At 72.2% G+C, this 26303-nt stretch carries 18 protein-coding genes; 10 read left to right on the top strand and 8 right to left on the bottom strand.

The window, feature by feature from the left end:
* Positions 1-57: 57 nt before the first annotated feature.
* The 3 genes from EV376_RS13320 to EV376_RS13330 are packed head-to-tail and all read right to left on the bottom strand — an operon-like array spanning position 58 to position 5444.
* Complete coding sequence (locus tag EV376_RS13320) at positions 58-2532, bottom strand: AAA family ATPase (protein WP_130323167.1); 2475 nt, start codon at positions 2530-2532, stop codon at positions 58-60.
* Positions 2532-3680 carry an exonuclease SbcCD subunit D gene (locus EV376_RS13325; RefSeq protein ID WP_130323169.1) on the bottom strand — a complete coding sequence of 383 codons (1149 nt, stop codon included), beginning with the start codon at positions 3678-3680 and terminating at the stop codon, positions 2532-2534. The genes EV376_RS13320 and EV376_RS13325 overlap by 1 nt, the downstream gene beginning before the upstream one ends.
* Positions 3681-3692: 12 nt before the next feature.
* On the bottom strand, positions 3693-5444 hold the full coding sequence (locus tag EV376_RS13330) for an ATP-binding protein (RefSeq protein ID WP_130323171.1): 1752 nt from the start codon (positions 5442-5444) through the stop codon (positions 3693-3695).
* 258 nt (positions 5445-5702) lie between these two features.
* On the opposite strand from EV376_RS13330, the gene EV376_RS13335 reads away from it, so the two are divergent.
* Together EV376_RS13335 and EV376_RS13340 are read left to right on the top strand one after the other, a co-directional pair.
* Positions 5703-10367 carry a fibronectin type III domain-containing protein gene (locus EV376_RS13335; RefSeq protein WP_130323173.1) on the top strand — a complete coding sequence of 1555 codons (4665 nt, stop codon included), beginning with the start codon at positions 5703-5705 and terminating at the stop codon, positions 10365-10367.
* A 105-nt stretch (positions 10368-10472) separates the two neighbouring features.
* Positions 10473-11021 (top strand): hypothetical protein, encoded by a 549-nt coding sequence (locus EV376_RS13340; RefSeq protein ID WP_130323175.1) that lies wholly within the window; start codon positions 10473-10475, stop codon positions 11019-11021.
* Positions 11022-11175: 154 nt separating this feature from the next.
* Here EV376_RS13340 and EV376_RS13345 read toward each other — a convergent pair whose 3' ends face one another.
* Positions 11176-11922 (bottom strand): pyrimidine reductase family protein, encoded by a 747-nt coding sequence (locus tag EV376_RS13345; RefSeq protein ID WP_130323177.1) that lies wholly within the window; start codon positions 11920-11922, stop codon positions 11176-11178.
* Between the two features lie 150 nt (positions 11923-12072).
* On the opposite strand from EV376_RS13345, the gene EV376_RS13350 reads away from it, so the two are divergent.
* From EV376_RS13350 to EV376_RS13375, 6 genes are all read left to right on the top strand, one after another.
* On the top strand, positions 12073-12618 hold the full coding sequence (locus tag EV376_RS13350; RefSeq protein WP_130323179.1) for a plasmid pRiA4b ORF-3 family protein: 546 nt from the start codon (positions 12073-12075) through the stop codon (positions 12616-12618).
* Positions 12619-12939: 321 nt separating this feature from the next.
* Complete coding sequence (locus tag EV376_RS13355; RefSeq protein WP_130323181.1) at positions 12940-14226, top strand: extracellular solute-binding protein; 1287 nt, start codon at positions 12940-12942, stop codon at positions 14224-14226.
* Positions 14227-14353: 127 nt separating this feature from the next.
* Positions 14354-15322: a carbohydrate ABC transporter permease gene (locus EV376_RS13360; RefSeq protein ID WP_130323183.1), complete on the top strand. Its 969-nt coding sequence runs from the start codon at positions 14354-14356 to the stop codon at positions 15320-15322.
* Positions 15323-15332: 10 nt separating this feature from the next.
* Positions 15333-16175, top strand: a complete 843-nt coding sequence (locus tag EV376_RS13365; protein ID WP_130323185.1) for a carbohydrate ABC transporter permease — start codon at positions 15333-15335, stop codon at positions 16173-16175.
* Positions 16172-17605, top strand: a complete 1434-nt coding sequence (locus EV376_RS13370) for a GH1 family beta-glucosidase (protein ID WP_130323187.1) — start codon at positions 16172-16174, stop codon at positions 17603-17605. The genes EV376_RS13365 and EV376_RS13370 overlap by 4 nt, the downstream gene beginning before the upstream one ends.
* A gap of 79 nt (positions 17606-17684) precedes the next feature.
* Positions 17685-18731, top strand: a complete 1047-nt coding sequence (locus tag EV376_RS13375; RefSeq protein WP_130323189.1) for a LacI family DNA-binding transcriptional regulator — start codon at positions 17685-17687, stop codon at positions 18729-18731.
* 262 nt (positions 18732-18993) lie between these two features.
* On the opposite strand, the gene EV376_RS13385 is transcribed toward EV376_RS13375, so the two are convergent.
* A complete protein-coding gene (locus EV376_RS13385) occupies positions 18994-20211 on the bottom strand; it encodes an acyl-CoA dehydrogenase family protein (RefSeq protein WP_130323191.1) in 1218 nt (405 codons plus the stop codon).
* On the bottom strand, positions 20212-21282 hold the full coding sequence (locus EV376_RS13390; protein WP_130323193.1) for a phosphotransferase family protein: 1071 nt from the start codon (positions 21280-21282) through the stop codon (positions 20212-20214).
* A 148-nt stretch (positions 21283-21430) separates the two neighbouring features.
* Between EV376_RS13390 and EV376_RS13395 the strand changes: the two genes are divergently transcribed.
* Complete coding sequence (locus EV376_RS13395) at positions 21431-22129, top strand: ACT domain-containing protein (RefSeq protein WP_130323195.1); 699 nt, start codon at positions 21431-21433, stop codon at positions 22127-22129.
* A 106-nt stretch (positions 22130-22235) separates the two neighbouring features.
* Positions 22236-23282, top strand: a complete 1047-nt coding sequence (locus EV376_RS13400) for a GNAT family N-acetyltransferase (RefSeq protein ID WP_130323197.1) — start codon at positions 22236-22238, stop codon at positions 23280-23282.
* 58 nt (positions 23283-23340) lie between these two features.
* Here EV376_RS13400 and EV376_RS13405 read toward each other — a convergent pair whose 3' ends face one another.
* Together EV376_RS13405 and EV376_RS13410 are read right to left on the bottom strand one after the other, a co-directional pair.
* Positions 23341-24906 carry an aldehyde dehydrogenase family protein gene (locus tag EV376_RS13405; protein WP_130323199.1) on the bottom strand — a complete coding sequence of 522 codons (1566 nt, stop codon included), beginning with the start codon at positions 24904-24906 and terminating at the stop codon, positions 23341-23343.
* A gap of 378 nt (positions 24907-25284) precedes the next feature.
* A complete protein-coding gene (locus tag EV376_RS13410) occupies positions 25285-26049 on the bottom strand; it encodes an LPXTG cell wall anchor domain-containing protein (RefSeq protein ID WP_130323201.1) in 765 nt (254 codons plus the stop codon).
* Positions 26050-26303 lie beyond the last annotated feature (254 nt).

Consider the following 26303-nt stretch of genomic DNA (forward strand, 5'->3'; position numbering starts at 1 on the left):
GGCGACCCCTCCGCCCGCCGCCGGGCGTGCTCACCGGCGGCCCGCCGGCGGCCGCTCTCACCGGCCGGTCCGTTCGACGCGGGCCGACCGGGCGTCCTTGCGGACCTCGAAGCGGACCGGGATGCGTTCGGCCAGGGCCGGCACGTGGGTGACCACGCCGACCATCCGGTCACCCCGGGCGGCCAGGTTCTCCAACGTGGCGGCCACCGTGTCCAGGGTGGCCGCGTCGAGGGTGCCGAAGCCCTCGTCCAGCACGATCGACTCCAGGCTCGCCGCCGTGGTGGACATCCCGGCGAGCTGTTCGGACAGCGCGAGCGCCAGCGCCAGCGAGGCCTGGAAGGTCTCCCCGCCGGACAGGGTGCGCACCCCGCGCCGCAGCCCGGCGTCGTGGTGGTCGACCACGAAGAACTCGCCCTTGTCGTGCACCAGGTCGTACTGGTCGTTGGAGAGTTCCCGCAGGATCCGCGAGGCCCCGTCGACCAGCAGGTCGAGCGCCTCGGCGAGCAGCCACCGCTCGAAGTTGTTGGCCCGCAGGTGCCCGGCGAGCGCGCGGGCCACCTGAGCCTCCCGTTCGTACCCGGCGCGCTGCTCACGCAGCTCGCCCGCCTGCTCCCGGCGCCGGGTCAGCTCCCGCAGCTCCGCCTCGGCCCGTTCGAGGGCGACCGCGGCCGCCCGGACCGGATCGTCGGCGGCCGGCACCCCGGCGGCGGCGAGGAGCCCGGCGACGCGCTCCTCGACGGCGGCCACCTGCGCCTCGGCGTCGGCCACCGCCGTCACCCGGGCGGCCCGCTCACCCCGGCGCCGCTCCGCCTCGGCGCCCGCCCACCCGGTGAGGGCGGCCCAGGCCGCCGCCACGTCCTCCCGGTCGGCGGCGGGCGGGCCGAAGCGGGCCAGCCCGTCGCGGGCCGCGTCGAACGCCCGCCACGCCGTGCGCAGGCGTTCCTCGGCGGCGTCCACCGCCGCCCGGGCCCGCCGGGCGGCGTCCCGGCCGGCGCGAACCGCCGCCGCGGACTCCTCCAGCTCCCGGCGCAGCCGGGCGTGCTCGTCCAACTCCCGGCGCAGGGCCGCCGGCTCGGGAGCGCCGGACAGCTGGGCGTCCAGGTCGCTGAGCCGGGCGTCGAGCTGCTCCTGCCGGGCCCGGGCGGCGACGAGGACCCGCTCCAGCTCCCGGGCCGCGCCGTCGCGTTCGCGTACCGCCGCCTTCGCCGTCTCGCTGGCCGCCCGCGCCGCCTTTCCGGCCGCCACCGCCGCGGCCACCGCCGACCCCGCCGGCATCGCCGGCACCCGGGCCACCGCCTGCTCGCAGACCGGGCAGGCGTGGCCCGCGCGCAGCTGCGCCCGTAGCGCCACCGCCTGGTCGGTCGCCTTGGCCTCCTCGTGCGCGCGGAAGGCCGCCTCCAGTTCGGCCTCGGCGCGCTCGGCCGCCGCCCGGGCCTCCGCCAGCGCGGCCGCGGCCGCCTCGTGCTCGGCGTGCGCCGCGCGCACCGCCGCCCGGACCGCCTCCGCCTCGCCGGCCAGCTTCTCCCGGTCGGCGTAGGCCTTGAGCCGCAGGCGCAGCGCGCTCTCGTCACCGGCCGCCGCCAGCTCGCCGCGGAGCTTCTCCTCGCGCTCCTCGGCCAGGGCCACCACCGCGGCCGCCTCGTCGGCGCCGGACCGCGCGGCGGCCACCGCCCGGGCCACCTCGGCGACCCCGGTCGGGGCGCGCACGGAGTCGAGCACGGCGAGGTCGGCGTCGAGGGCGGCCAGCGCCGCGCCGGCCTCCCGCGCCGCGGTGCGCGCCGCCTCCCGCTCGGGTACGGCGTCGGTCACCGCGCCGGTCAGCTCCCGCATCCGGTCCACCCGCGCGGACGCCTCGGCGAGCCTGGCGTCGTCGATGTCCGCGAGCCCGGCGAGCGCCTGGTCGACCGCCTCGAACTTCGCCTCGGCCTGGGCGGCCCGGGCCGTCGCCCGCTCCCGTACCTGCTCGTAGACGCCCAGGCCGAGCAGGTTGACCAGGATCTGCTGCCGGGTGGCCGGCTTCGCGTGCAGGAAGTCGGCGAACTGCCCCTGCGGCAGCACCACGCAGCTGGTGAACTGCTCGTACGGCAGCCCGACCGCGGCCAGCACCGCCTCGTCCATCTCGGCGGCGGTGCCGGCCAGCACCTCGCCGAGGTCGTCCGGGGTGAGCCCGGTGTCGAGCTTGGCCGGGTCGAAACCGGACGGCATGAGCTGAAGGCCGGCGCCCGCCGTCTTGACGTTGCCCCGGCTGTCCCGCCGGACCACGCGGGTCGCGACGTAGCGGTCGCCGGCCGACTCGAAGACCAGGCGCACCCGGGCCTCGGTCGCCGACGGGGCGAGGGCGTTCGCCAGACCCCGCGTGCCGCCCCAGCGGGGCACCGTGCCGTAGAGCGCGAAGCAGATCGCGTCCAGCACCGTGGACTTGCCCGAACCGGTCGGACCGACCAGGGCGAAGAAGTCGGCGTCGGTGAAGTCGATCGTCGTCTCGTCCCGGAAGACGGTGAACCCGGCCAGGTCCAGTCGCATCGGCCGCATCAGTGCTCCACCTGCTCGAACAACTCGTCGAAGAGGCTCCGGACGTCCTCGTCGTCGTGGCCGCGGCTGTCCAGGTAGTCGGCGAACAGCTCCCGCGGGGACCGGCCGGCCCGCTGGGCGACCCGGGTGCCGCTGCCGGGCGCGGGCACCAGCTCCGGGTCGATCCGGATCTCCAGGGCGCGGGGAAGCAGCTCCTGCACCTCCTCGCGCAGGCCGGCGCGGGGCTGCTCCCGTACGTACACCCGGAGCCAGGCGTCCGGCGCCTCGACCTCGGCGAGCTGAGCGAGCGTGCCGCGGACCGTGCGCAGGGCCGCCGCGGCGGGGATCGGCACCTCCCGGACCTGGGCCGCCGTCGTGGCGGTCACCTCGACCACGGTGACGGACGGCACGTTCTCCTGCTCGCCGAAGTCCACGGCGAGCGGGCTGCCGCTGTAGCGGATCGGGCAGGCGCCCTGGACCCGCTGGGAGCGGTGCAGGTGGCCGAGGGCCACGTAGTGCGCGGTGCCGGGGAAGACGGTCGCCGGCACCGCGTAGCCCAGCACCGTGTGCGCGTCCCGCTCGCCGCCGCCGGCCGCCGCCCCGACCACGGTCAGGTGGGCGGTGACCAGGTGCACCCGGTCCGGCTCGGTGAAGCTCTCGGTCAGCCGGGCGAGGATCCGGCCGAGGTGGTCGGCGTACGTCTGGGTGGCCTCGGCGGCGGTCAGCTCGTACATCTCCACGGCGCGGACCGCGTACCGCTGGGAGAGGAACGGAAGGGCGGCCACCCGCCAGCGTTCGCCCCCCGCGGTGGTGCCGTCGACGACGTGTTCGTCCGGATCCTCCCGGACGCTGCCGCGCAGGGTGATCCCGGCGGCCTCGGCCCATGGGCGCAGCGCGTCCAGCGCCGCGCCGTTGTCGTGGTTGCCGCCGATCGCGACGACGTCGGCGCCGGTGCGGCGCAGCGCGGTCAGCGCGCGGGTGACCAGCCGGGTCGCCTCCGGGGTGGGCGCGGCCGTGTCGTACAGGTCACCGGCCACGATGACCAGGTCCGGCCGCTCCCGCCGCGCCACGTCGATCACTCCGGCGAGGACGGCCTTGTGCTCCTCGGCGCGGGACCTACCCTTGAGGACCTTGCCGACGTGCCAGTCGGAGGTGTGCAGGATCTTCACCGGTGGACCACCTCAGAACGGGATGTCGTCGTCGCCGGCGCCGCCGGACCCGACGACCGCGAACGGGTCGGCCGACTGGGTGATCGACCGGAGGGTCTGCGAGGGGGCCCGGCCCGCCTCGGAGACCCGCGTCGCCCAGGCGGGGAACGGGAACTCCAGGCAGAGCGGCACGGGGATGTCGGGCTGGTTGACGAACATGGTGCCCGGCTTGGCGAGCAGCGCCCGCTGCCGTTGGGCGGGCGGGAGGAAGCCGTACTCGGGGCGGGACGCCTCGGCCGGGTCGAGCCGGCCGACCACCCGGATGGCCGAGTTCGTGACGATGCGCCGCTCCACCTCGCTGGCCGTCTGCTGCGCGCCCACCAGGATCACGCCGAGGGACCGGCCCCGCTCGGCGATGTCCAGCAGCACCTCCTTGATGGGGGAGGAGCCCTCGCGGGGGGCGTACTTGTTGAGCTCGTCGAGGACGACGAACAGCAGGGGCTTGGCCGTGCCGGCCTTCTCCTTGCGCTCGAACTCGCTCTTGAGCGTCACGCCGACCACGAAGCGCTGCGCCCGGTCGGGGAGGTTGTGCAGGTCGACCACGGTGACCTGGGCGCTCTCCGACGTGTTGATGCTGTGCGGACGCCGGGTCGCCAGGTCGCCGCGGATCAGCCGGGACAGGTCCTTCTTGCTGCCGATCAGCCGGCGGGCGAACGCGTTGACCGTGCCGAGCCCGACCGCGCTGCCGGCCCAGTCGGCCCGGGTCTCGTCGTCGTTGAGCTGCTCGACGATGTGGTCGACCAGGTCGGCGTACGTGCCGAGGCGCACCCCGTCGATGCTGACGCCGCCGTCGGCGGGCTGCGCGTACCGGGCCAGGTGGGCGGCGACCGAGTGCACCACCATCGTGTACTGCTGGCGTTCGTCGTCGGCGTCGGCGAACACGTAGGGCAGGAGCCGGTCGGCGCAGAACTCGGTCAGCGTCCAGTAGAAGCTGTCCACCCCGCTGAGCCGGCTGCTCACGTCCGGCGTGCCCGAGGAGTCGCCGACCCGGGGCGGCGCGTAGACGCGGACGTCGGGGAAGGCGCCGGCGCTCAGACCGAGCTGCGCGTACGCCGCCCGGGTGGGATCGTCGAGCCGCGCGTTGGGGTGGTCGAGGAAGAGCAGGTCCTCACCCTTGACGTTGAAGATGAGCGCCTTGGCGTTGACCGCGTCGCCGCCGAGCACCCCGGAGCGGAAGACCGAGTAGAGCAGGAAGGTGGCGAAGCTCGTCTTGGTGGCGACCCCGGAGATGCCGGAGATGGAGACGTGCGCGCCGCGCGTGCCGTCCAGGAAGTCGGCGTTGAGGTAGACCGGGACGCCGTCGCGGCCCATGCCCATCGGGACGCGGCGTTCCATCCGGTCGAAGTGCAGCGCCCGGGCCCGCGCGTCACCCTCGGCGCGGTGCACGACGGCACCCGGGGACGGCGGCACGTACAGCTCCGGGTCGACCCGGGTGGTGGTGATCTCGGCAGCCTCCTGCACCTGCGCGGGCAGTGTGCCGTCGGCGATCGCGAAGACGTCGGAGTCGAACTGGGCGCCCTCGTGCCGGGCGCGCACCTGGGTGACGACGCCGGCGATCGTCACCGGCTCCCGGTCGGGCAGCTCGCGCCGGGTCACCACGACGTCGTCGAGCTGCAGGTAGCTGCCGGGGGAGACGGCCGTCCAGAAGGTGAGCGGGGTGGCGTCGGCGGTGCCGAGCACCCGCCCGACCTCCTGACCCCGGCCGGCGAAACCGTCGTCGGTCATCGGGCAACTCCGCGGGGCTGGTGGTCGAGGTGGGCGCGCACGCCCTGCATCCTGCCCGAGACCTACGACAGGCCGCCACGCGACGCGGCGGAGACCACGCGGCTCACCCGCACCCGCACCGCCGCGCCGCAGCCAGACTACCGAAAGTCGCCGAGTCGGAACCGAAGGTGACTCGAGATCCACTCGCGCCGTCGGCTTTGGCCAGCGGTGATCGATCGTTCTATTTACAAGTCGCGATGCGACCTGTCTCATGTTGGGATGACACGGGGGATTCACCTGGGCGCAGTGCGCCCCGCGTACGCTCATCGACGTCGTTCGGCGGCCAGCCGCAGCGGCCTGCAGCGCCAATGGCGGCGACTGCCTCTCTTCCTCGCCACCGCACTCGTCGTCACGCTCGGCCTCGCGGTGGCGCCGACGTCCCCGGCGATCGCCGGGCTGCCGGCCGGCGGCATGTCGGCGTCAGCGCTCAACGACATGTACCGGGCCTACGGCGACACCAGTGGCCGGTGGAACGGTGGCGACAGCACCGCGTCGGTCCTGTTGCCGGACGGCCGCCTGGTCTGGCTGTTCTCGGACACCTTCCTCGGCGCGATCAACGCGGACGGCAGCCGGCCCCGGGACGCCGCGCTGGTGCACAACTCGATGGTGGTGCAGGACGGCACGCAGCTCGTCGAGACGAAGCACGGCGGCTCCACGGCATTCCCCACCTCGCTCGTCGGCGGCGACCGCGACGGGGAGCAGGGCAACGCCGGTTACTGGACGGCGGACGGCACGGTGGAGGGAAACAGCCTCCGCGTGCTGTACAACCACTACGACAAGACCGGCACGGACAGCCTGGACGTCTCCCTGACCGGCACCTGGCTGGCGACCTTCGCCCTGCCGTCGTTGACCCTGCAGTCGCTGACCGACCTGCAGAAGGGCGCGGAGATCGCCTGGGGCGCCGAGATCCTCGAGGACGGCTCCTGGACATACGTCTACGGGACCGAGTTCGCCCCCCACAACATGCGCTTCACCCACCTCGCCAGGGTGCCGGCGGGCGGACTCGGCGGGACCTGGCAGTACTGGACGGGCTCGACGTGGTCGGCCACGATGAGTGACTCCGCGCGGATTCTCAGCGGTGCCGGAACCTCGTTCGGCGTGCGGAAGACGGGCAGCCAGTACGTGCTGGTGACGGTGGACGTCAACCTGGTCTTCAACCCGACGGTCGTGGCGTACACGGCGACCTCGCCGACTGGCCCGTGGACCGGGCCCACGGTCCTCTACACCGCCCCCGAGGTGCAGGCCGGCAACGGCAACATCGTGTACGACGCCCGGGTCCACGTGCCCTTGACGCGCTCCGGCAAGCTGCTCCTGTCGTACAACGTGAACAGCTTGACGCCGGACGGCAACTACACCGACGCGCGCATCTACCGGCCGCGTTTCGTCGAGCTGGACTGGCCGCTGCCCACCCCCGACCCGGCGGCCCTGCCGCCGGCGCCGGGGAACCTGGTCGCCACCCCGAACGGCGAGGGACTGGTCAGCCTCACCTGGTCCGCATCCGCCGGCGCGACCGGCTACTGGCTCTACCAGCGGGACGTGACGGCCGGCCAAACGCACCCGGCCCGGACGCCGTCCCCGCTGACCGGGACGTCGGCGGAACTGGCCACGCTCCGCGGCGGCCACACCTACGAATTCTCCGTCTCCGCCCGGAACGACGCGGGGGAGGGCGCCCGCTCCTCGACGGTGACGGTGCTGCCCACCGTGCCCAGGCCCCCGGCGCCAACCGGGGTGACCGCGTCGACCAACACCACCGGCAAGGTGACGGTCGCCTGGTCGGCGGTACCCAATGTGTGGGGCTACCAGATCTTCAAGCGAGACGTGACGCTCGGGCAGACGACCTTCGAGGAGGCCGCCAAGCTGGACTGGTCCCGGACCAGCCAGGACCTGGAGTGGCTGGCGCACGGCCACGAGTACGAGTTCTACGTGATCGCCGAGAACGGCGGCGGGCAGTCGGCGGCATCGGCGAAGGTTCGGGTCACAGTGCGCTACGACCTGCCGCCCACCCCCACCGGCCTGATCGCGACTCCGAACTCCGACGGCACGATCACGCTCAACTGGACGGCGCCGTACCCGGGCCTGTGGTACCAGGTCTATCAGCGGGACGTGACCGCGGGCGAGACGGAGCTGGTCCAGTTGCCGTTGCCGGTCTCGTCGGGTTCCACGACCAAGGCGGCGTTCCTGCAACACGGGCACCGCTACGAGTTCGCCGTGGCATCCCTGAACGGCGCGGGTGAGTCGGCGCGATCGGCGGTGGTGTCCGCCACCGCGACGTTCCCGGTGCCACCGGCGGTGTCCGGCCTGAGCGCGGTCGCGGGAGACGGCATGGCGGAGCTGTCCTGGACCTCGACCGGGCCAGACCATTGGTACCAGGTGTACCAGCGGGACGTGACAGCCGGTGAGACCAGCTTCACCCGGCTGCCACTGCCGGTCAGCGAGGGGACGTCGATGACGGCCGCCTACCTGACCAACAACCACACCTACGAGTACAAGGTGGCGGCCCTGGGTGAGGGCGGTGTCGAGGGACCGCTGAGTGCCGCGGTTCAGGTGACACCGAATGTGCCCAAGCCGCAGAAGCCGACCGGGCTCACCGCCACGCCGAAGTCGGATGGCACCATCGCGTTGAGCTGGACCAACCCCACGCCGGACGTCTATACGTGGGTGTACCAGCGGGATGTGACCGCTGGTGGGGCTTGGCAGCGGATGACGTACCCGGTGGAGGGCTCGACGTTCGTCGCCGCCTATCTGGCCCACGGTCACACGTACGAGTTCCGGGTGTTGGCGAACAACTCGGCCGGTGACGGCCCCTTCAGTGACGTCGTTTCGGCGCTGTGCACCTACAGCAAGCCGCCGGCTCCGAGCGGCCTGCGGGGCAACACCGACGGCGACGGCGCGATCGACCTGAACTGGGACGCGCCCTCCCCGAACCTCTACTACTGGGTCTACTACCGCGATGTCACCGCCGGAGAGTCGTTCCAGAAGACCGCCTACCCGACTGAGGAGACCTCGGCAACGCTGAACCACCTTCAGCACGGTCACGTGTACGAGTTCAAGGTGACGGCTGCGAACGAGGCCGGGGAGGGCCCGGCATCGGCGACGATCCGGGTCACCTCGTACGGCGGACTGCCGGCGGCGCCGACCAACGTCACGGCGACGGCCGGGGACGGCAAGGTCACGGTCCGCTGGACCGCCAGCGCCACGCCCAACGTGTACTACTGGTTGGAGTACCGGACGGCGGGCGGGACGTGGAAGCGGCAGCAGTACCCGATCTCGACGTGCTGCAGCGCGGAGGCGGGTTATCTCAGCAACGGCACCACGTACGAGTTCCGGGTCCGCGCCACGAACGCATCCGGCGACAGCGTGGCGAGCAACGTCGCGTCCGCGAAGCCGATGCCACCCCTCCCGGTGGCACCGACGGGACTGTCGGCCACGCCCGGCGACGGGAAGGTGAACCTGTCGTGGACCGCCAGTGCGACGCCGAACGTGTACTACTGGGTCGAGTACCGCGCCAACGGCGGAAGCTGGCAGCGCCAGAAGTATCCGGACTCGACGTGCTGCACCGCGACAGCGGGCTACCTGACCAACGGCGTGACTTACGACTTCCGGGTACGCGCGACGAACCTGTCCGGTGACAGCGCAGCCAGCAACGTCGTGTCGGCCCGGCCGATGCCACCGTTCCCGCAGGCACCGAGCGGGCTGGCGGTCACCCCGAAGCTCGGTGAGGCGACGCTCAAGTGGACGGCCAGCCCGACGGCGAACGTCTACTACTGGGTGGAGTACCGCCCGGCGGGCGGCACCTGGCAGCGCACGAAGTACCCGGTGACGAGGTGCTGCACCGCGACCGCCGGTTACCTGACTGCGGCAAAGTACGAGTTCCGGGTCCGCGCGACCAACCTTGCCGGAGACAGTGCTCCGACCGCCACGGTCACGGTGACGATGCCGCTGCCGCCGGCACCGACGGGACTGACCGCGGACCCGGCGGGGCCCTACGAGGCGAAGCTGAAGTGGAACCCGGTCGCGGGCGCGGACGGCTACATCGTCTACCACGGCTTCTCGAAGTCGACCATGCACATCCCCGACCTGAAGCCGCTCAAGTATCCGGTGGTGGGTGGGAACACGAGTTCGTTCACAGCCGGATACCTGCTGGAGCCCGGGCTCCACTGGTGGGCGGTGGCCGCGGTCAAGTACGGGCGGGTCGGCCCGAAGTCCGGCATGGACACCATGTCGCCGATGATGGAGAACTGGTACCACTACGAGGCGCGCTGGCGCTACTTCGACGCCGGTGCGCCGAGCAAGGGGTCGAAGGCGGTCACCTCGGCCAAGAAGTCCAGCGTGGATGGCGGCATCATCGTCGCTCGGGCCTGGATCGCTGCGAACGGCGCGTACATCCCCATCAGTGACGGCTTCTACCGCCACTTCAGCGAGGACCCGAATGCCAGTGCTCGTATCCATGTCGCCTGGGACACCAACCGCGGGCAGTTGGGAGCGATCGCGCAGGCGAGCTGCACCCTCGAGAAATGCACGAGTGCCCTCCCGGTGTCCTTCTCGTACTCGAGCGCGGACGACAACACGACGGTTGGCTACAACTACGTCTGGACCGGGGCCAGCACCGGTGACAATCTTGTCTTCCACTGGAAGGCGACCAACTCCACCACCGGCGGCGTTCCGGGGCTGGCGGCCCATATCGACACCGAAGTGCGGTTGAATCGCTCCAGCGGGTCGAACTACTCCGCCCAGCTGTATACGGACCATTTCCCGTCGTACGAGGTCTACCAGTACCCGCGCTACACGATGAACGGCTTCCCGACGGGCAGGAAGCTGACGACGTGCGGGCAGTACAACATCAACGGTCTCTACGACAGTCCGAGCGAGCGCCGCTGGTGCTGACAGGATTGAGTGCATTGCCAGATTCGATCGGATCTGGCAATGCACTCGACCAGTTCCGAGTTATCCATTTCACGGGGAGGTCGAATGCGTATTCGAATGTTGGTGGTGGCCACCATCGCCAGCGTCGCCACACTGATTGGTGCCGGCGCGGCTCACGCTGCGCCAGCCGTCCAACCGTTCGCACACCAGGCTGATGCGGCAGGGCTGACCGCTTCCGAGGTCGCCGCGGTCCAGGCCAAGGTGGACAGCTACCTGAAAGAGGTCGGCGGCCGGCAGGTCGCGTTGAACAAGATCGCCTTCGCGGGTGGTGAACTGCTCGTCGCTCTTCCCGGCGAGCTTCGCGCCAGAGATCTCGCCGCCGGCACCGAAGCCCGGATCGGGGCGGCCGACTCCCCGTGCTACTTCGCCGACAAGAACGGTTGGTTCTGTGCCTTCCGTGGTACGAACTTCACCGGCGACCAGCTGAACTGGTACCACTGCGGCACCTACACCATGCCGTGGGCGTACAACGGATCGTGGGCGAACAACCAGACCACGGGCACTCGGGCACGCTTCTACAACAGCAGTGGCGAGCTGCACTACACGACCCCGGTCCCCTTCTCGACGAGCTCGAGTTACAGCTGGCTTCCGGTCTACAAGGTGAAGCCCTGCTAGGTCGTCGCTGACCTGCGGAGGGCGCCCCTGGCGACAGGGGAACGGGGCCTGGGTGCGTCCCGCTCACGAGTGGGGCACACCCGGGCCCCGTCCTGCTGCCTGGCGGCCCGACCGGTCCCGACTGGGCCGTGCAGGTGTGCCCGGTGGGGAGGGGTCACCCGCGGGAGTACCGGAGCATCAGCGTGCCGTCGGTGGCGGCGAGCACGTGCCGCAGCGGCAGGTGCCGTACCGGGCTGGGATCGCCAGCGGTGATCCGGCCCGGGCCCGGGCCGGCGAGCAGGGGCGCGACCGTCAGACAGACCTCGTCCACCAGGTCGGCGGCGGTGAGCGCGCCGAAGAGGTACGGCCCGCCCTCGCAGAGCAGTTGGTCGAGCCCGCGGCGGCGCAGCTCGGCCAGGCCGGTGGCGAGGTCGACCCGATCGGCACCGCACGCGACCACGTCGGCCACGTCGGCCAGCCCGGCCGGGACGGTGGCGTCGGCGCGGGTGAGCACGACCGGGCGCACCGGCGCGTCGGCGAAGGCGGCCTGGGCCGGGTCGAGGTCGAGCGAGCCGGAGACGACGACGAGCGTCGGGTACTCGGCCAGGCCGTGCGCGCGGCGCCACCCCCGGCGCCGCTCGTCGAGCCGGACCGCCCCGTAACCCTCGTGGCGCAGCGTGCCGGCGGCCACCACGAGCCCGTCGCAGAGCATCCGCAGCAGGCCGAAGACCCGCTTGTCCGGCTCGCCGGAGAGCCCGGCCGAGTAGCCGTCGACGGCGACCGCGCCGTCGATGCTCGACACGAAGTTCATCCGCAGGTGGGGCCGGTCGCGCCGGCCGTAGAGCGCGGTCAGCGCGGCATCGTCGAGCGGACCGGCGGCGGGCTCCGGCCAGAGCGCGGCAATCGGCATTCCGACGCTCACTCGCTCGCCGGACCCGTGACCGGAGGGGTCGGTCGGGGGGTACGGTGCTGGCAGTCGCACCAGTTCCGACCCCGACAGTCGTCGTGCCGCTTCGCCCGGCACGCTCGGCAGATCATGCCCGCAGCCTATGCCGAGGGAGGATGGGACAGCATGCCGCGACAGATCTTCCAGCTGAGGATTTCCCTGACCGGGGTCCGGCCGCCGGTCTGGCGTCGGGTGCTCGTCCCGGGCGGCTACACCCTCGATCGCGTGCACCGGGTGGTGCAGCACGCGATGGGGTGGCGGGACTGTCACCTGCACTCGTTCGAGATCGACGGCCGGCAGTACGGGGAGCCCGACCCCGACGGGGAGCTGTCCCTGCACGACGAGCTGGACGTGCGGCTCGACGCGGTGGTCGGCAAGGGCAGCCGCTTCCACTACACGTACGACTTCGGCGACTGGTGGGAGCACGACCTGCTGGTCGAGGACGCCTTCACCGCCGACCCGGACGAGCGCTACCCGGCCTGCCTGGACGGCGAACGGGCGGGCCCGCCGGAGGACGTCGGCGGCCCGGCCGGCTACCAGGCGCTGCTCGCCGCGCTGGCCGACCCGACGCACGGCGAACATTTCGTGCTGCGGGACTGGGTCGGGCCCAGCTTCGATCCGGAGGCCTTCGACGCCGGCCGGGTCGGCACGCTCCTGCGCCGGTTCTGCTGAACCGTTTCGCCTCCCCGGGTCACCGCGTCCCCGGAGGTGGCGCCGGGACCTGCGGCACCGCGTACTGAAGCGTTTCGATGCAGGTCGTCGATCCCGGCAGGATGAAACCTCTTCACCGGTAACGATCTGGGAACGCTCCCATAGGTCTATTGACACCTCCGATGCGTGGCGGCAATCTGCATGGGAGCGTTCCCAGGGGCGTGACGGGGATCACCCGCACGTCCCCGGGAGGCCGTCGCCGGACCGCTGGCGCCGGTCAGCGCAGCTGCGACACCCCCCACCACACCCGACACAGCCTCACCACCGAGAAGAGGGGTCAGGATGAGCCTCACCACGCGGCGTTCCCGCCTGGCGGCCGTCGCCGTTGCCGCGATCACCGCCGTCGGCGGCCTCGCGGCCTGCGGGAACGATGACGACACACCGGCCGAGGGCGGCAAGCCCGCCAAGCTGGTCGTCGACACCTTCGGCGAGATGGGCTACGACGAGCTCGTCAAGCAGTACGAGAAGGACACCGGCATCAAGATCGAGCTGCGAAAGACCGCACAGCTGCGGGAGTACCGGCCCAAGCTGGTCCGTTACCTCGCCACCGGCACGGGCGCGGCCGACGTGACCGCCCTGGAGGAGGGCATCCTCAACGAGTTCAAGGCGAACCCGCGCAACTGGGCCGACCTGACCCCGTTGATCGACGACCACTCCAAGGAGTACCTACCCTGGAAGTGGGAGCTGGGCAAGGCCCCGGACGGGCGGCTGATGGGCCTGCCGACCGACGTCGGCAGCCTCGCCGTCTGCTACCGCAAGGACCTGTTCCAGGCGGCCGGCCTGCCCACCGAGCGGGACCAGGTGTCGGCGCTCTGGCCGGACTGGGCCGGCTTCCACGAGACCGGCCGCAAGTACCAGCAGGCCAGCGGCAAGGGGTTCATCGACTCGATCACCGCCGTCTCCAACGCGGTGCTCTTCCAGCAGGGCGCCGATCTGTTCTACGACAAGGAGAACAACATCATCGCGGGCACCAGCCCCGCGGTGCGGACCGCGTGGGACACCGCCACCTCGATGGCGGACATCTCCGCCAAGGCGCAGACCTGGTCGCCGGAGTGGAACGGCGGCTTCAAGCAGGGCACCTTCGCCGCCACCTTCTGCCCGTCCTGGATGCTCGGCATCGTCTCAGAGAACTCCGGTGCGGCCAACAAGGGCAAGTGGGACGTGGCGGCCGTGCCGGGTGGCGGCGGCAACTGGGGCGGCTCGTGGCTGGCCGTGCCGGAGCAGAGCAAGTACAAGAAGGAGGCCGCGAAGCTCGCCGAGTTCCTGACCAACGCGACCAGCCAGGTGGAGGCCTTCAAGGCCAAGGGCCCGCTGCCCACCAACCTGGAGGCGCTGAAGAACGAGGCCTTCCTCAACTACACCAACGAGTACTTCAGCAACGCCCCGACCGGCAAGATCTTCGGGGAGAGCGTCAGCAAGATCGAGCCGATCCACCTGGGCCCGAAGCACCAGGCGGTGAAGGAGAACGCGTTCGAGCCGGCGCTGCGGTCGTTCGAGAACGGGCGGGCCAGCAAGGAGAAGGCCTGGGAGCAGTTCACGAAGGACGCCGAGACGCAGGGCGCCTTCTGATTCCAGCACGTCGCGACGGTGGCGTCCGGGTCCAGCCGCCCGGGCGCCACCAGCGGCTTCCGTACCTCGTATCACCGCCGGCGCGCCGGCCCGCGCTCGCGTCGCCGCCGGGAAAGGACCTCCTGCGATGAGCCTCTCGGCCATGACGGCGCCGCCGTCGCCACCAGCACCGCCACCCCGCGCAACACACCGCCGCCGCCGGGGTCACCGCCTCAACCGCCTGGATCTCACGTTCTCGCCGTACCTCTACATAGCGCCGTTCTTCCTGATCTTCGGCGTCTTCGGGCTGTACCCGATGCTGCGCACCGCCTGGATGTCACTGCACGACTGGGACATGATCGGCGACCACTCGTTCATCGGGATCGACAACTACACCCGGCTCTTCTCCGACGAGTACTTCTGGAACGCGCTGGTCAACACGTTCGGGATCTTCCTCCTGTCGACCATCCCGCAACTGCTGTTGGCGCTCTTCCTGGCGAACCTGCTCAACCGCGCCTTCCTGCGGGCGAAGACCTTCTTCCGGATGGCCATCTTCGTCCCGAACGTCGTGTCGGTGGCGGCGGTCGCCATCGTCTTCGGCATGCTGTACCAGCGGGAGTTCGGCCTGTTCAACTGGTTGCTCAGCTTCGTCGGCATCGACCAGATCGACTGGGACGGAAGCCGGTGGAGTTCGTGGACGGCGCTCGCCACCATGGTCAACTGGCGCTGGACCGGGTACAACACCCTGATCCTGCTCGCCGGCATGCAGGCCATCCCCAAGGACCTGTACGAGGCGGCCGCGATCGACGGCGCCGGTCAGTGGCGGCAGTTCTGGCAGATCACCCTGCCCATGCTCAAGCCCACCTTCATCTTCGTGGTCATCCTCTCCACGATCGGCGGGATGCAGCTGTTCACCGAGCCGCTGCTGTTCGCCAACGGCAACATCATCGGCGGTGACCAGCGACAGTTCCAGACGCTGGCCATGTACATGTACGAGATGGGCATCGTGAACCTCAACAGCGCCGGTTACGGAGCCGCGGTCGCCTGGGCGATCTTCATGATCATCGTGCTGATGTCGCTGGTGAACTTCGTCCTCGTCCGCCGCTCGGCCAAGTGAGGAGAGACCGGTGATCTCAGCTTCCCAGCGACTGTGGCGCACCAGCCCGCTGACCTACCTGGCGCTCGTCCTGGCCGCCCTGATGTCGATCTACCCCTTCTACTACATGGTGGTGATCGGCACCCGCAGCCTGGACTCGATCAACGACGTGCCGCCCCCGCTGACCCCCGGCGAGGCGTTCGGCGACAACTTCGGCCGGGTGCTCGACAACGACGCCGCCAACTTCCTGACCGGCATGATGAACTCGATCATCGTCTCGTCGGTGGTCACCGTCTCGGTGGTGCTCACCGGCTCGCTGGCCGGGTTCGCCTTCGCGAAGCTGCGCTTCAAGGGCCAGAACGTCCTGCTGCTGTCGATCATCGTGACGATGATGATCCCGACCCAGATGGGGCTCATCCCGCTCTGGGGGATGATGCAGTCGCTGGACTGGTACGACACGCTCTACGCGGTCACCGTGCCGTTTCTGGTCACCGCCTTCGGCGTGTTCATGATGCGGCAGTACGCCAGCCAGGCCATCTCTGACGAGCTGATCGAGGCCGGCCGGGTCGACGGGGCCAGCACCTTCCGGATCTACTGGAACATCGTGCTCCCCGCGCTGCGTCCGGCCGCGGCCGTGCTCGGCCTGCTCACCTTCATGGAGACCTGGAACTCGTTCCTCTGGCCGTACGCGGTGCTCACCCCGGAGAACCCGACCCTGCAGGTCTCGCTCTCCTTCCTCTCGTACGCCTACTACACCGACTACTCGCAGGTCTTCGCGGCCACCGCGATCGGCACTCTGCCGCTGGTGATCGTGTTCATCCTGTTCGGCCGCCAGATCATAGGCGGGATCATGGAAGGTGCCGTCAAGTCGTGAGCAACCCCGCGAGTCCACCCGCCGTCGGCGTCCTCGCCGAGCGTCCGCCGCTCGTCTTCCCGCCCGGCTTCCTCTGGGGCGCCGCGACCGCGGCATACCAGATCGAGGGCGCGGCGACCGAGGGCGGCCGGACGCCGTCGATCTGGGACACCTTCAGCCACACCCCGGGGCGGGTGGTGGCCGGGCACACCGGCGACGTGGCCTGCGACCACTACCACCGGCTCGACCCGGACGTCGCCCTGATGGCCGAGCTGGGACTGAAGTCGTACCGCTTCTCGGTCTCCTGGCCCCGCGTGCAGCCCGGCGGCACCGGCCCGGCGAACCAGGAGGGCCTGGACTTCTACCGGCGGCTGGTGGACAAGCTGCAGGCGCACGGCATCGAGCCGTGGCTGACCCTCTACCACTGGGACCTGCCACAGTCGCTGGAGGATGCGGGCGGCTGGCCGGCCCGCGACACCGCCGCCCGGTTCGCCGAGTACACCGCCCTGGTCGCCGACGCGCTCGGGGACCGGGTGCGGTACTGGACCACGCTCAACGAGCCGTGGTGCTCGGCGTTCCTCGGTTACGGGTCGGGCGTGCACGCACCCGGCCGTTCCGACCCCGCCGACGCCGTGCGGGCCGGGCACCATCTGATGCTCGGTCACGGGCTCGCCGTGCAGGCGCTGCGGGCGGCCCGCCCGGACGTCGAGGTCGGGGTGACAGTCAACCTCTACCCGGTCACCCCGGCCACCGACTCGCCCGGCGACGCCGAGGCCGCGCGGCGCATCGACGCGCTGGCCAACCGGTTCTTCCTCGACCCGCTGCTGCGCGGGTCGTACCCGGCGGACCTGATGGCCGACCTCGCGGCGGTCACCGACTTCGGGCACGTCCGCGACGGGGACCTGGCCACCATCGCGGCTCCGCTGGACCTGGTCGGCGTCAACTACTACAGCCGGCACGTGGTGGCCGCGCCGGTCCCCGGCGAGCAGCCGGAGGCGTACTGGCGGGCGCCGTCCAGCTGGCCGGGCAGCGAGGACGTCCGCTTCGTCACCCGCGGTGTCCCGGTGACCGACATGGACTGGGAGATCGACGCTCCCGGCCTGGTGGAGACGCTGCGGCGGGTGCACGAGGAGTACACCGACCTGCCGCTGTACGTCACCGAGAACGGCTCGGCCTTCGTCGACGCGGTCGTCAACGGTCAGGTGGACGACCCGGACCGGCTCGCGTACTTCGACGCGCACCTGCGCGCCGCCCACGAGGCGATCAGCGCGGGCGTACCGCTGCGGGGCTACTTCGCCTGGTCACTGTTGGATAATTTCGAGTGGGCCTGGGGCTACACCAAGCGGTTCGGGATGGTCTACGTCGACTACGACAGCCAGGCCCGCATCCCCAAGTCCAGCGCCAGGTGGTACGCCGAGGTGATCCGACGCAACGGTCTGGCCGCACAATAGGCTCGGGCCAGCCAACCGGGCGGTCCCGGTGCCACCTCGGGTGGCGGCACCGGGACCACCCGACGTCGGAGGAGCAGAGATGACAACGCAGCGCACCCGGTCGCTCGGGCGCCCGACCCTTGACGCGGTCGCCGCGCGCGCCGGCGTCGGTCGCGGCACGGTATCCCGCGTCGTCAACGGCTCGCCGCAGGTCAGTCCGGAGGCCCGGGCCGCGGTGCAGCAGGCGATCGCCGAGCTCGGGTACGTGCCGAACCGGGCCGCCCGCGCCCTGGTCACCCAGCGGACCGACTCGGTGGCCCTGGTCGTGTCCGAGTCCGGCGACCGGGTGTTCACCGAGCCGTTCTTCGCCGGCATCGTCCGGGGCGTCAGCTCCGGACTGCTGGAGACCCCGCTGCAACTGTGGTTGGCCATGGTCCAGTCGCCGATCGAGCGGGAGCGGGTCGAGCACCACCTGACCAACCAGCACGTCGACGGCGTCCTGCTGCTGTCCCTGCACGACGCCGACCCGCTGCCCACGCTGCTCGAGGAGCGCGGCCTGCCCACGGTGCTCGGCGGTCGGCCGGCGCGGATGCTGCAGCCCGGCGCGCAGCCCGCCTGCTTCGTCGACGTGGACAACGTCGGCGGCGCCCGGCACGCGGTCGAGCACCTGGTCGGGCGGGGGCGGCGGCGGATCGCCACCATCGCCGGCCCGCAGGACATGGGCGCTGGCCTGGCCCGGTTGACCGGCTACAAGGAGGCGGTCGCCGCCGCGCTGGGCGGGGTCAACCCGGACCTGATCGGGTACGGGGACTTCAGCGAGGGCAGCGGTGCCGCCGCGATGCGCCGGCTGCTGGAGGTCTGCCCCGACCTGGACGCCGTCTTCGTCGCGTCCGACCTGATGGCGTTCGGCGCCCTGCGTACGCTCCGGGAGGCCGGCCGGCGGGTGCCCGAGGACGTCGCGGTGATCGGCTTCGACGACGCTCCGGTCGCCCGGCAGGCGGACCCGCCGCTGACCACGGTCTTCCAGCCGGTCGAGGAGATGGGCCGGCAGATGGCCCGGTTGCTGGTGTCGCGCATCCGCGGCGAGGACCCCGGCACGCCCCACCTCCTCCTGGACACCCAACTGGTCGAACGCGCCAGCACCTGACCCCGCCGGCGTATCCGCCCAGCTCCCGGTGCCTGGGCCGCCGCCTTTGCTCTGCTTCACCCCACGCAACGGTTTCGGGGGCAATCCAGTGCGCCGGTTGAAGCAGAGCAAAGGGGCCGAGGCGACACCTTCGCCCGGACGGCGGTCAGCGAGGCGCGACGGGGCAGGGCGCGACGGGGCAGGGCGCGACGGGGCAGGGCGCGACGGGGCAGGGCGCGACGAGTGGGGCGGGACGCGGTGGGATGCGGAAGTGGGCCGGCCGTCAGGCGGGCGCGGCCCACCGGCGAAGTTCGCGCTTGGCCAGGGACGACCGGTGGACCTCGTCCGGGCCGTCGGCGAGGCGCAGCGTGCGGGCCTGGGACCAGAGGGCCGCGAGCGGGGTGTCCTGGCTGACGCCCGCGCCGCCGTACGCCTGGATCGCCTTGTCGATCACCCACTCGGCCATCGCCGGCGTCGCGATCTTGATGGCCTGGATCTCGGTGTGTGCGCCCTTGTTGCCGACCGTGTCCATCAGCCAGGCGGTCTTGAGCACCAGCAGCCGGGCCTGCTCGATGCGGACCCGGGACTCGGCGATCCACTCCCGCACCACGCCCTGCTCGGCGAGTGGCCGGCCGAACGCCACCCGGGCGGCGGCGCGGCGGCACAGCAGCTCCAGCGCCCGCTCGGCCATGCCGATCAGCCGCATGCAGTGGTGGATCCGGCCGGGGCCGAGCCGCGCCTGCGCGATGGCGAAGCCGGCGCCCTCGGTGCCGACCAGGTTCTCCGCCGGCACCCGGACGTCCGTGAAGTCGATCTCGGCGTGCCCGCCGTGCGCGCCGTCGCTGTAGCCGAAGACGTGCATGCCCCGGCGTACCGTCACGCCGGGTGTGTCCCGGGGGACCAGGATCATGCTCTGCTGCCGGTGGCGGTCGGCCGACGGGTCGGTCTTGCCCATCACGATGAAGATCTCGCAGGCGGGATCCATCGCCCCGGACGACCACCACTTGCGGCCGTTGATGACGTACTCGTCACCGTCCCGGGTGATCCGGGTGGCGATGTTGGTCGCGTCGGAGGAGGCGACGTCCGGCTCGGTCATGCAGAACGCGGACCGGATCTCGCCCTCCAGCAGCGGGCGCAGCCACCGCTCCCGCTGCGCCTCGGAACCGAACTCGGCGAGCAGCTCCATGTTGCCGGTGTCCGGCGCGGCGCAGTTCAGGGCCTCCGGCGCCAGGTGCGGGCTGCGCCCGGTCAACTCGGCGAGCGGGGCGTACTGCAGGTTGGTCAGCCCGGCCCCGTAGCGGGCGTCGGGGAGGAAGAGGTTCCACAGGCCACGCTTGCGGGCCTCCGCCTTCAGCTCCGCCATCACCGGCGGGCGGGCCCACGGATCGCCCGCCGCGACCTGCTCGGCGTGCACCGGCTCGGCCGGGTAGACGTGCTGCTCCAGGAAGTCGGTGAGCTCGGCCCGCAGCTGCTCGGTGCGCTCGTCGTACGCGAAATCCATCTACTTAACCTCCACCGCGGTGAGCCCGTGCGCCACGAGCGGCGCCACCATGTCGCCGATCCGGTCGAAACCCTCGCCGAGGGTCTGCCCCTGCGTGTGCCGGTAGTGGATGCCCTCGCAGATCACCGCGAGCTTGAAGCACCCGAGTGCCACGTGCCAGTGCAGCGGACCGACGTCGACGTCGCTGCGGCCGGCGTACCGCTCGATCAGCTCCGCACCGGTGGGGAAGCCGGCGCGCGGGCCCAGCCCGTCGGCGACCGGATTGCCCTCGGCGGCGTCGCTGCCGCCCAGCACGTCCCAGTAGGTGAGCAGGAGGCCCAGGTCGGCCAGGGGGTCGCCGAGGGTGGCCATCTCCCAGTCGAGCACCGCGCGGACGGCGACCGGGTCGACGGTGGCGAGCAGGTTGTCCAGCCGGTAGTCGCCGTGCACGATCCGGCCGGCGTTGGCGCCCTCCGGGACGGTGGTGGCGAGCCGGTCGCGCAGCTCGTCGATGCCGGGCAGCGGCCGGCTGCGGGAGCGGTCGAGCTGCCCGGCCCAGCGGCGGACCTGGCGGGCGAGGTAACCCTCCGGGCGGCCGAAGTCCGCCAGCCCGACCGCCGCCGGGTCGACGGTGTGCAGGGCGGCGAGGGTGTCCATCATCGCCATCGCCAGCCCCCGCCGCTGCCCGGCGGTGAGCGGATCGGTCTGCCCCCGGGTGCGGAACACCTCGCCGCGGACGCGTTCCATCAGGTAGAACGGCGCGCCGATCACGTCCGGGTCCGGGCAGTGCAGCAGCGCCTCCGGCACCGGCACGTCGGTGGGGGCGAGCGCCGAGATGACCCGGAACTCGCGGCCCATGTCGTGCGCCGTGGCCAGCACGTGGCCGAGCGGTGGCCGGCGCAGCACCACCTCGCGCTCCCCGACGCGCAGCAGGTAGGTCAGGTTGGACTTGCCGCCGGCGATCAGGCGGGCGCGCAGCTCGCCGCCGGCGAGATCGGGGCGGTGGGTGGCCAGGTAGGCGGCGAGCCGGCCCAGGTCGAGCCCTCGCGGCGAGTCGGTCGGGGCGGGGACGTCGACGGCCGGCTCGGTCATCCGACTAGTTGATGGCAGCTCAGCTTTGTTGTCAAGGTCGGAGTTAGCCCCCGGGATATCCAGCCGCAACAGGGGCGAAACGGTCGTGGGTCAGGCTGACAACAGCCTGCCGGCGCACCGCGCCGGCCCCGCGGAGCGGAGGTTTGCGATGCTGTTGCGACTTCGGGTCACCCTGCCGGACCGTCCGGGCACCCTCGGCCAGGTCGCGCGCACGCTGGGCGTCTCCGGGGCGGACATCGTGCAGGTCGTGGTGCTGGAGCGGCTCGGCGGCCGGGCGGTCGACGACTTCACCGTCGTCTGGCCGGGGGCGGCCCGGGTCGAGCGGCTGATGGCCGGCCTGGCGGCCATCCCGGGGGTCCGGGTCGACGGCGTGTGGCGGGCGATCGGCGCGCCCACCACGACCGGCCAGGACGCGGAGCTGCTGGCCCAGGTCGCGGGGAACCCGGCCGAGGGGCTGGCCACCCTCGTCGACGCGGTGCCCGGGCTGCTCGCCGCGGACTGGGCGGTCGCGGCCGTGGTGCCGGTCGACTGGGCCGCCCGGACCGGCGCCGGCAGCGAGGCGACGGTCGGGCACGCGAGCTGGCGCACGCCCGTCCCCCCGCGGTTGCCGGACGTGACGCCGCTGCGCGCCCGGGCGATGAGCGCGCCCGACGGCGGCCACTTCGCGGTCGCGCCGTTCGGCCGGGCCGGCCTGGTGCTGGTCGTCGCCCGGGAGGACACCGCGCCGCTGTCCGCGGCGGCGTTCCACACCACCGAGGTGGACCGGCTCGCGCAGCTGGTCCGGGCCAGCGCCGTGATCCTCGGCGACCGGCTCGACCTGGTCGGCGCGCCGCCGGCGGCCGGTTGACGGCGACTGTGGCGCAGACCGCAGCGGCGAATCCCGACCCGTCACCCCGGGGCAACCGGCCCGCAACAGCGGGCGGCGAGGGTCGTACCGGGGAAGGGAGCGAACCATGACGCTGTGGCGGATCCGGGCCACCGTGGACGACCGGCCGGGTTACCTGTCGGTGCTCACGGCGAGCCTGGCCCTACGTGGGGTCAATATCCTCACCGTGCAGGTGCACACCACGGAGCGGGGCGCGGTCGACGACTTCCTCGTCGACGCCCCGGACACCATCGACGAGGCCGACCTCGTCGCCGCCGTCGAGCGGGGGCGGGGCCGCGACTGCTGGGTGGCGCGCAGCGAGGCGCGGGGACTGGCCGACCAGCCCACCCGCGTGCTCGGTCTCGCCGGCCGTCTGGTCCGGGATCCGGACCTGACCGGGGAGGCGCTGCGCACCCTGCTCGGCGCGGACTCGGTCACCTGGCGGCCGACGCCGGCCGGCCCCCGCGCCGGGATCACGGCGACCAGCATGGTGCTGGCCGACCCGGGCGGCGGGTCGTACGACCTGCGGCGGGCCGCCCCCGGGTTCACCCCGGCCGAGTACGCCCGGGCCCAGGCCCTGGTCGAGCTCGGGGCCGCCGCCGCGCGCCGGGCCGCCGAGCAGGTCACCCTGGTCCTGCCCGACGGCTCCGAGCTGGGCGTACGCCCGGCGACCGGCGCCGACCTGCCGGGCGTGGTCGAGCTGCACGAACGGTGCTCGACGCGGACCCGGTACCGCCGGTACCTGGGCGGGGCGGCGGTGCCCCCGCCCGGGCGGCTGCGCCGGCTGCTCGAACCGGCCCGGGGCGTCACCCTGCTCGCCGCGACCACCGGGTCCGCCGGGTCCGCCGAGCCGGTGGTGGCGATGGCCAACCTGCTCGCCGAGGGGGAGCAGGCCGAGGCGGCGCTGCTGGTGCGCGACGACTGGCAGCGGCGGGGGCTCGGGTCGGCGCTGCTGCGTCGGCTGGTCCGGCACGCCGAGCGGGCCGGGTATGCCGCGCTGGTCCTGCACACGCAGGCGGAGAACGCGCCGATGCTGCGTACCGCCCGCCGGTTGAGCCGGCCGTCGGCGGTGGACCGGGACGGCGCGCTGGTCACGGTGACGGTGCCGCTGACCGGCGAGCGCGCGCGGGTGTAGTGGCTGTTGAGAGGGCCCCTTCCGATACCTGGGGTGGCAAGAAGGGGCCCTTCCGTTCTCAGGTGGTGGGGTAGCTGCTGTAGTCCGGGAAGTTGCCGTAGAGGCGATCGTCGCCGCCGACGGTGACCGCGTGCACCAGCAGGTCGCCGCCGACGAAGGCGCCCTTCCAGGAGGCGCCCCGGCCGCCGAACGGCTCCTCCCGGTCGCCCCGCGAGCGCGGCTTGTTGATGCCGACCTTGAAGGCCTGCAGGTCGACGGCCAGCTTGCCGGCGAGTTCCTCGTCGTCGCAGGCGAGCGAGGCGACCAGGGCGCCGTTGGAGGCGTTCATGGCGGCGAGCAGCTCGTCGGTGGTGTCGACCACCACGATGGTGTCGACCGGGCCGAACGGCTCGGCGTGCATCAACCGGGACCGTCCGGGCGGGGCGAGCAGCACCGACGGCGCCACGTACGCCGACGTGTCCTGTCCGTCGAGGAACGGCGCGCCGTCGAGCCGGCCCCGGTACAGCGGAACGGCGCCGCCGCGGACCGCCTCGTCCACCTTGCGGCGCAGCTCGTCGGCCTTGGCGGCGCTGATCAGGGGACCGAAGTCCAGTTCGGGCAGCGGGTCGCCGGCCGAGTGGTCGGCGCCGACCGCGAGCGGGTGCCCGAACCGGACGGACCGCACCACCGGCAGGTACATGTCGAGGAACGCGTCCACCAGGTCCCGCTGCACGACGAAGCGCGGGTACGCGGTGCAGCGCTGCTTGCCGTACTCGAAGCCCTTCTTCAGGTGCCCGGCGAGCAGGTCCCACTGGGAGAAGTCCCAGATGCCCCACGCGTTGAGGCCCTCCTGCTCGATGAAGTGCCGCTTGTCGGTGTCCAGCAGGGCGGCGGCGACCTTGCCGCCGTTGGAGCGGCCGCCGACGAACGCCACCGCGCCGATCTCCGGAGCGCGGACCAGCACCTCGGACAGTTCCGCACCGCTGCCGGAGAGCAGCGTGGCGGGCAGGCCGGCGCGGCGCATCAGGGCGTGCGCGACGGTCAGGCAGACCGCGCCGCCCTGCGACGGGGTCTTGGCGATCACCGCGTTGCCGGCGAGCAGCTGGACGAGTTCGGCGTGGACGAGGACGCTCATCGGGTAGTTCCACGACGCGATGTTGCTGACCGGCCCGGGCAGCGGGTCGCGGCCGTCGGCGAGCATCCGGTCGATCTCGCCGACGTACCACCGGACGCCGTCCAGCGCCCGGTCGACGTCGGCGCAGGCCAGCCGCCACGGCTTGCCGATCTCCCAGACCAGCAGGAGGGCGAGCAGGTCGCGGTGCGCGGTGAGGGCGTCCAGGGCGTCGGTGACCCGGGCCTTCCGGTCGGCGAGCGGGGTCTCGGCCCAGTCCCGGTGCGCGGCGGCGGCGTACGCGACCGCGGCACGGGCGCTCGCCGCGTCGAGCCGGGGCAGGTTGGCCAGGACGGTGTTGTCGACCGGCGTGCGTACCGGGGCGGGCGAGCCGACCGCGTGCCAGTCACCCTCGATCAGGTTGTGCAGCGTCGGAGCGCCGTCGACCTCGGCGCCGAAGGCCTCGGGGGTGGCGGCCAGCGCGCGGGCGAGGACGTCGGACCAGGCGGTTCCGTCGGCGAGTCGTAGAGCCATCGCGTTCTCCTCAGGGGTCGTCCGGGGAGCGGCGGCGTCGACGGCACCGCTGGTGTCGCGTACTGTCGCCCGGCGAAAACCGGGGCGGCAACAGTACGTTCGTATGTCAGGACGCCAGGCCCGCTCCGGGCCGGCTTGTCGGTGCCGCACCTGCCACCGCCCATCGTCCTGAGCTGGGCGTACGCCGCCAGAACATCGACAGCTATCGATTATGTGATGAATCTCCGGGCGTCGTCGGCCGGGTTACCGGTCAGTACGACCGGGCCCGCCGGCCGGATCGACGTCCGGGTGTGATCTTCGCCTCCGGTCCTCGACGACAGCTCGAGAAACGACGACCGGCCGCCGGGAATCCGGCGGCCGGTCGGGTGGTGCCGCGGGTCAGCTGGTGAAGGTGACGTTGTCGCGGCGCCGGCGCAGCACGGTGAGCGCCACGCCGCCGCCGATCAGCGCGAGGCCGGTCAGCACGATGGACGTTCCGGCGACGCCGGTCAGCGGCAGGCTGCCGTCGTCCTCCCCGCCGCCACCACCGCCGGTGGACGGGCCGACCGACTCGCCCGGCGTGGACGGGGACTCGCCCGGCGTGGACGGGGTCTCGCCCGGCGTCGTCGGGGTCGGCGTCTCGCCCGAGGTGGTGGGGGTCGGCGTCTCCTCCGGCGTCGTCGGCGTCGGGGTCGGCGTGCCCGGGGTGTCGTCGCCGGCGCAGGTGTGGCTCAGGTTGAACCTGTCGGCCGTGCCGGTGATGGTGGCGGTGCCGTCCACCAGCGTCCATCCGGCCGGGGTGAACACGTAGGCGTGGATGAGGCGGCCGCCGGCCGAGTGGAGCGCGTCGGGGTAGGCGTCGGTCCCGTCCGGCACCGCGATGGTGACGTCCTCGTCGCCGTCGTCGAAGGTGAGGGTCAGCGTCTCGAAGCTGCCCGACGCGTTGCCGCCCGGCAGGACGAAGTGCCAGCCGTCGTAGCCGGCCGGCAGGTTGTCGAACCGCTCGTCGTCGCACTCCTGCTGGAAGCCGGCGGCGGTCGAGCCCTCGTGGGCGGGGTGCAGCGGGACGGTGCTCGACGCCCAGGCGGGCGCTGCGAGGGTGAGGCAGGCCGCGGCGGCGGCACCGGAAACGGCCGCGCGCGCCACGCGCCGACGCTGTTGCATGAGGATTCCTCCGGGAACGGGTCGAGGGTCAAGGCATGATCGCGGAACGGTCACTGTGGGCGACATCAGGCGATCGGCTCGACCTCGGCTGACCTGCTGGTTCGATCCGGCACGGCGGGCAAGCTCGTCACGCTCCGCAGGCGTGTCGATGTAACGAGATCTGCTCGTGCGACGCTGCGGCACGGCCGGCGCGCCGTGCTCTTCACAATCGGGCGACGCGGAGATTACATTGTCGAACATCCATGGGAGCGCTC

The organism is Micromonospora sp. CNZ295 (assembly GCF_004217535.1).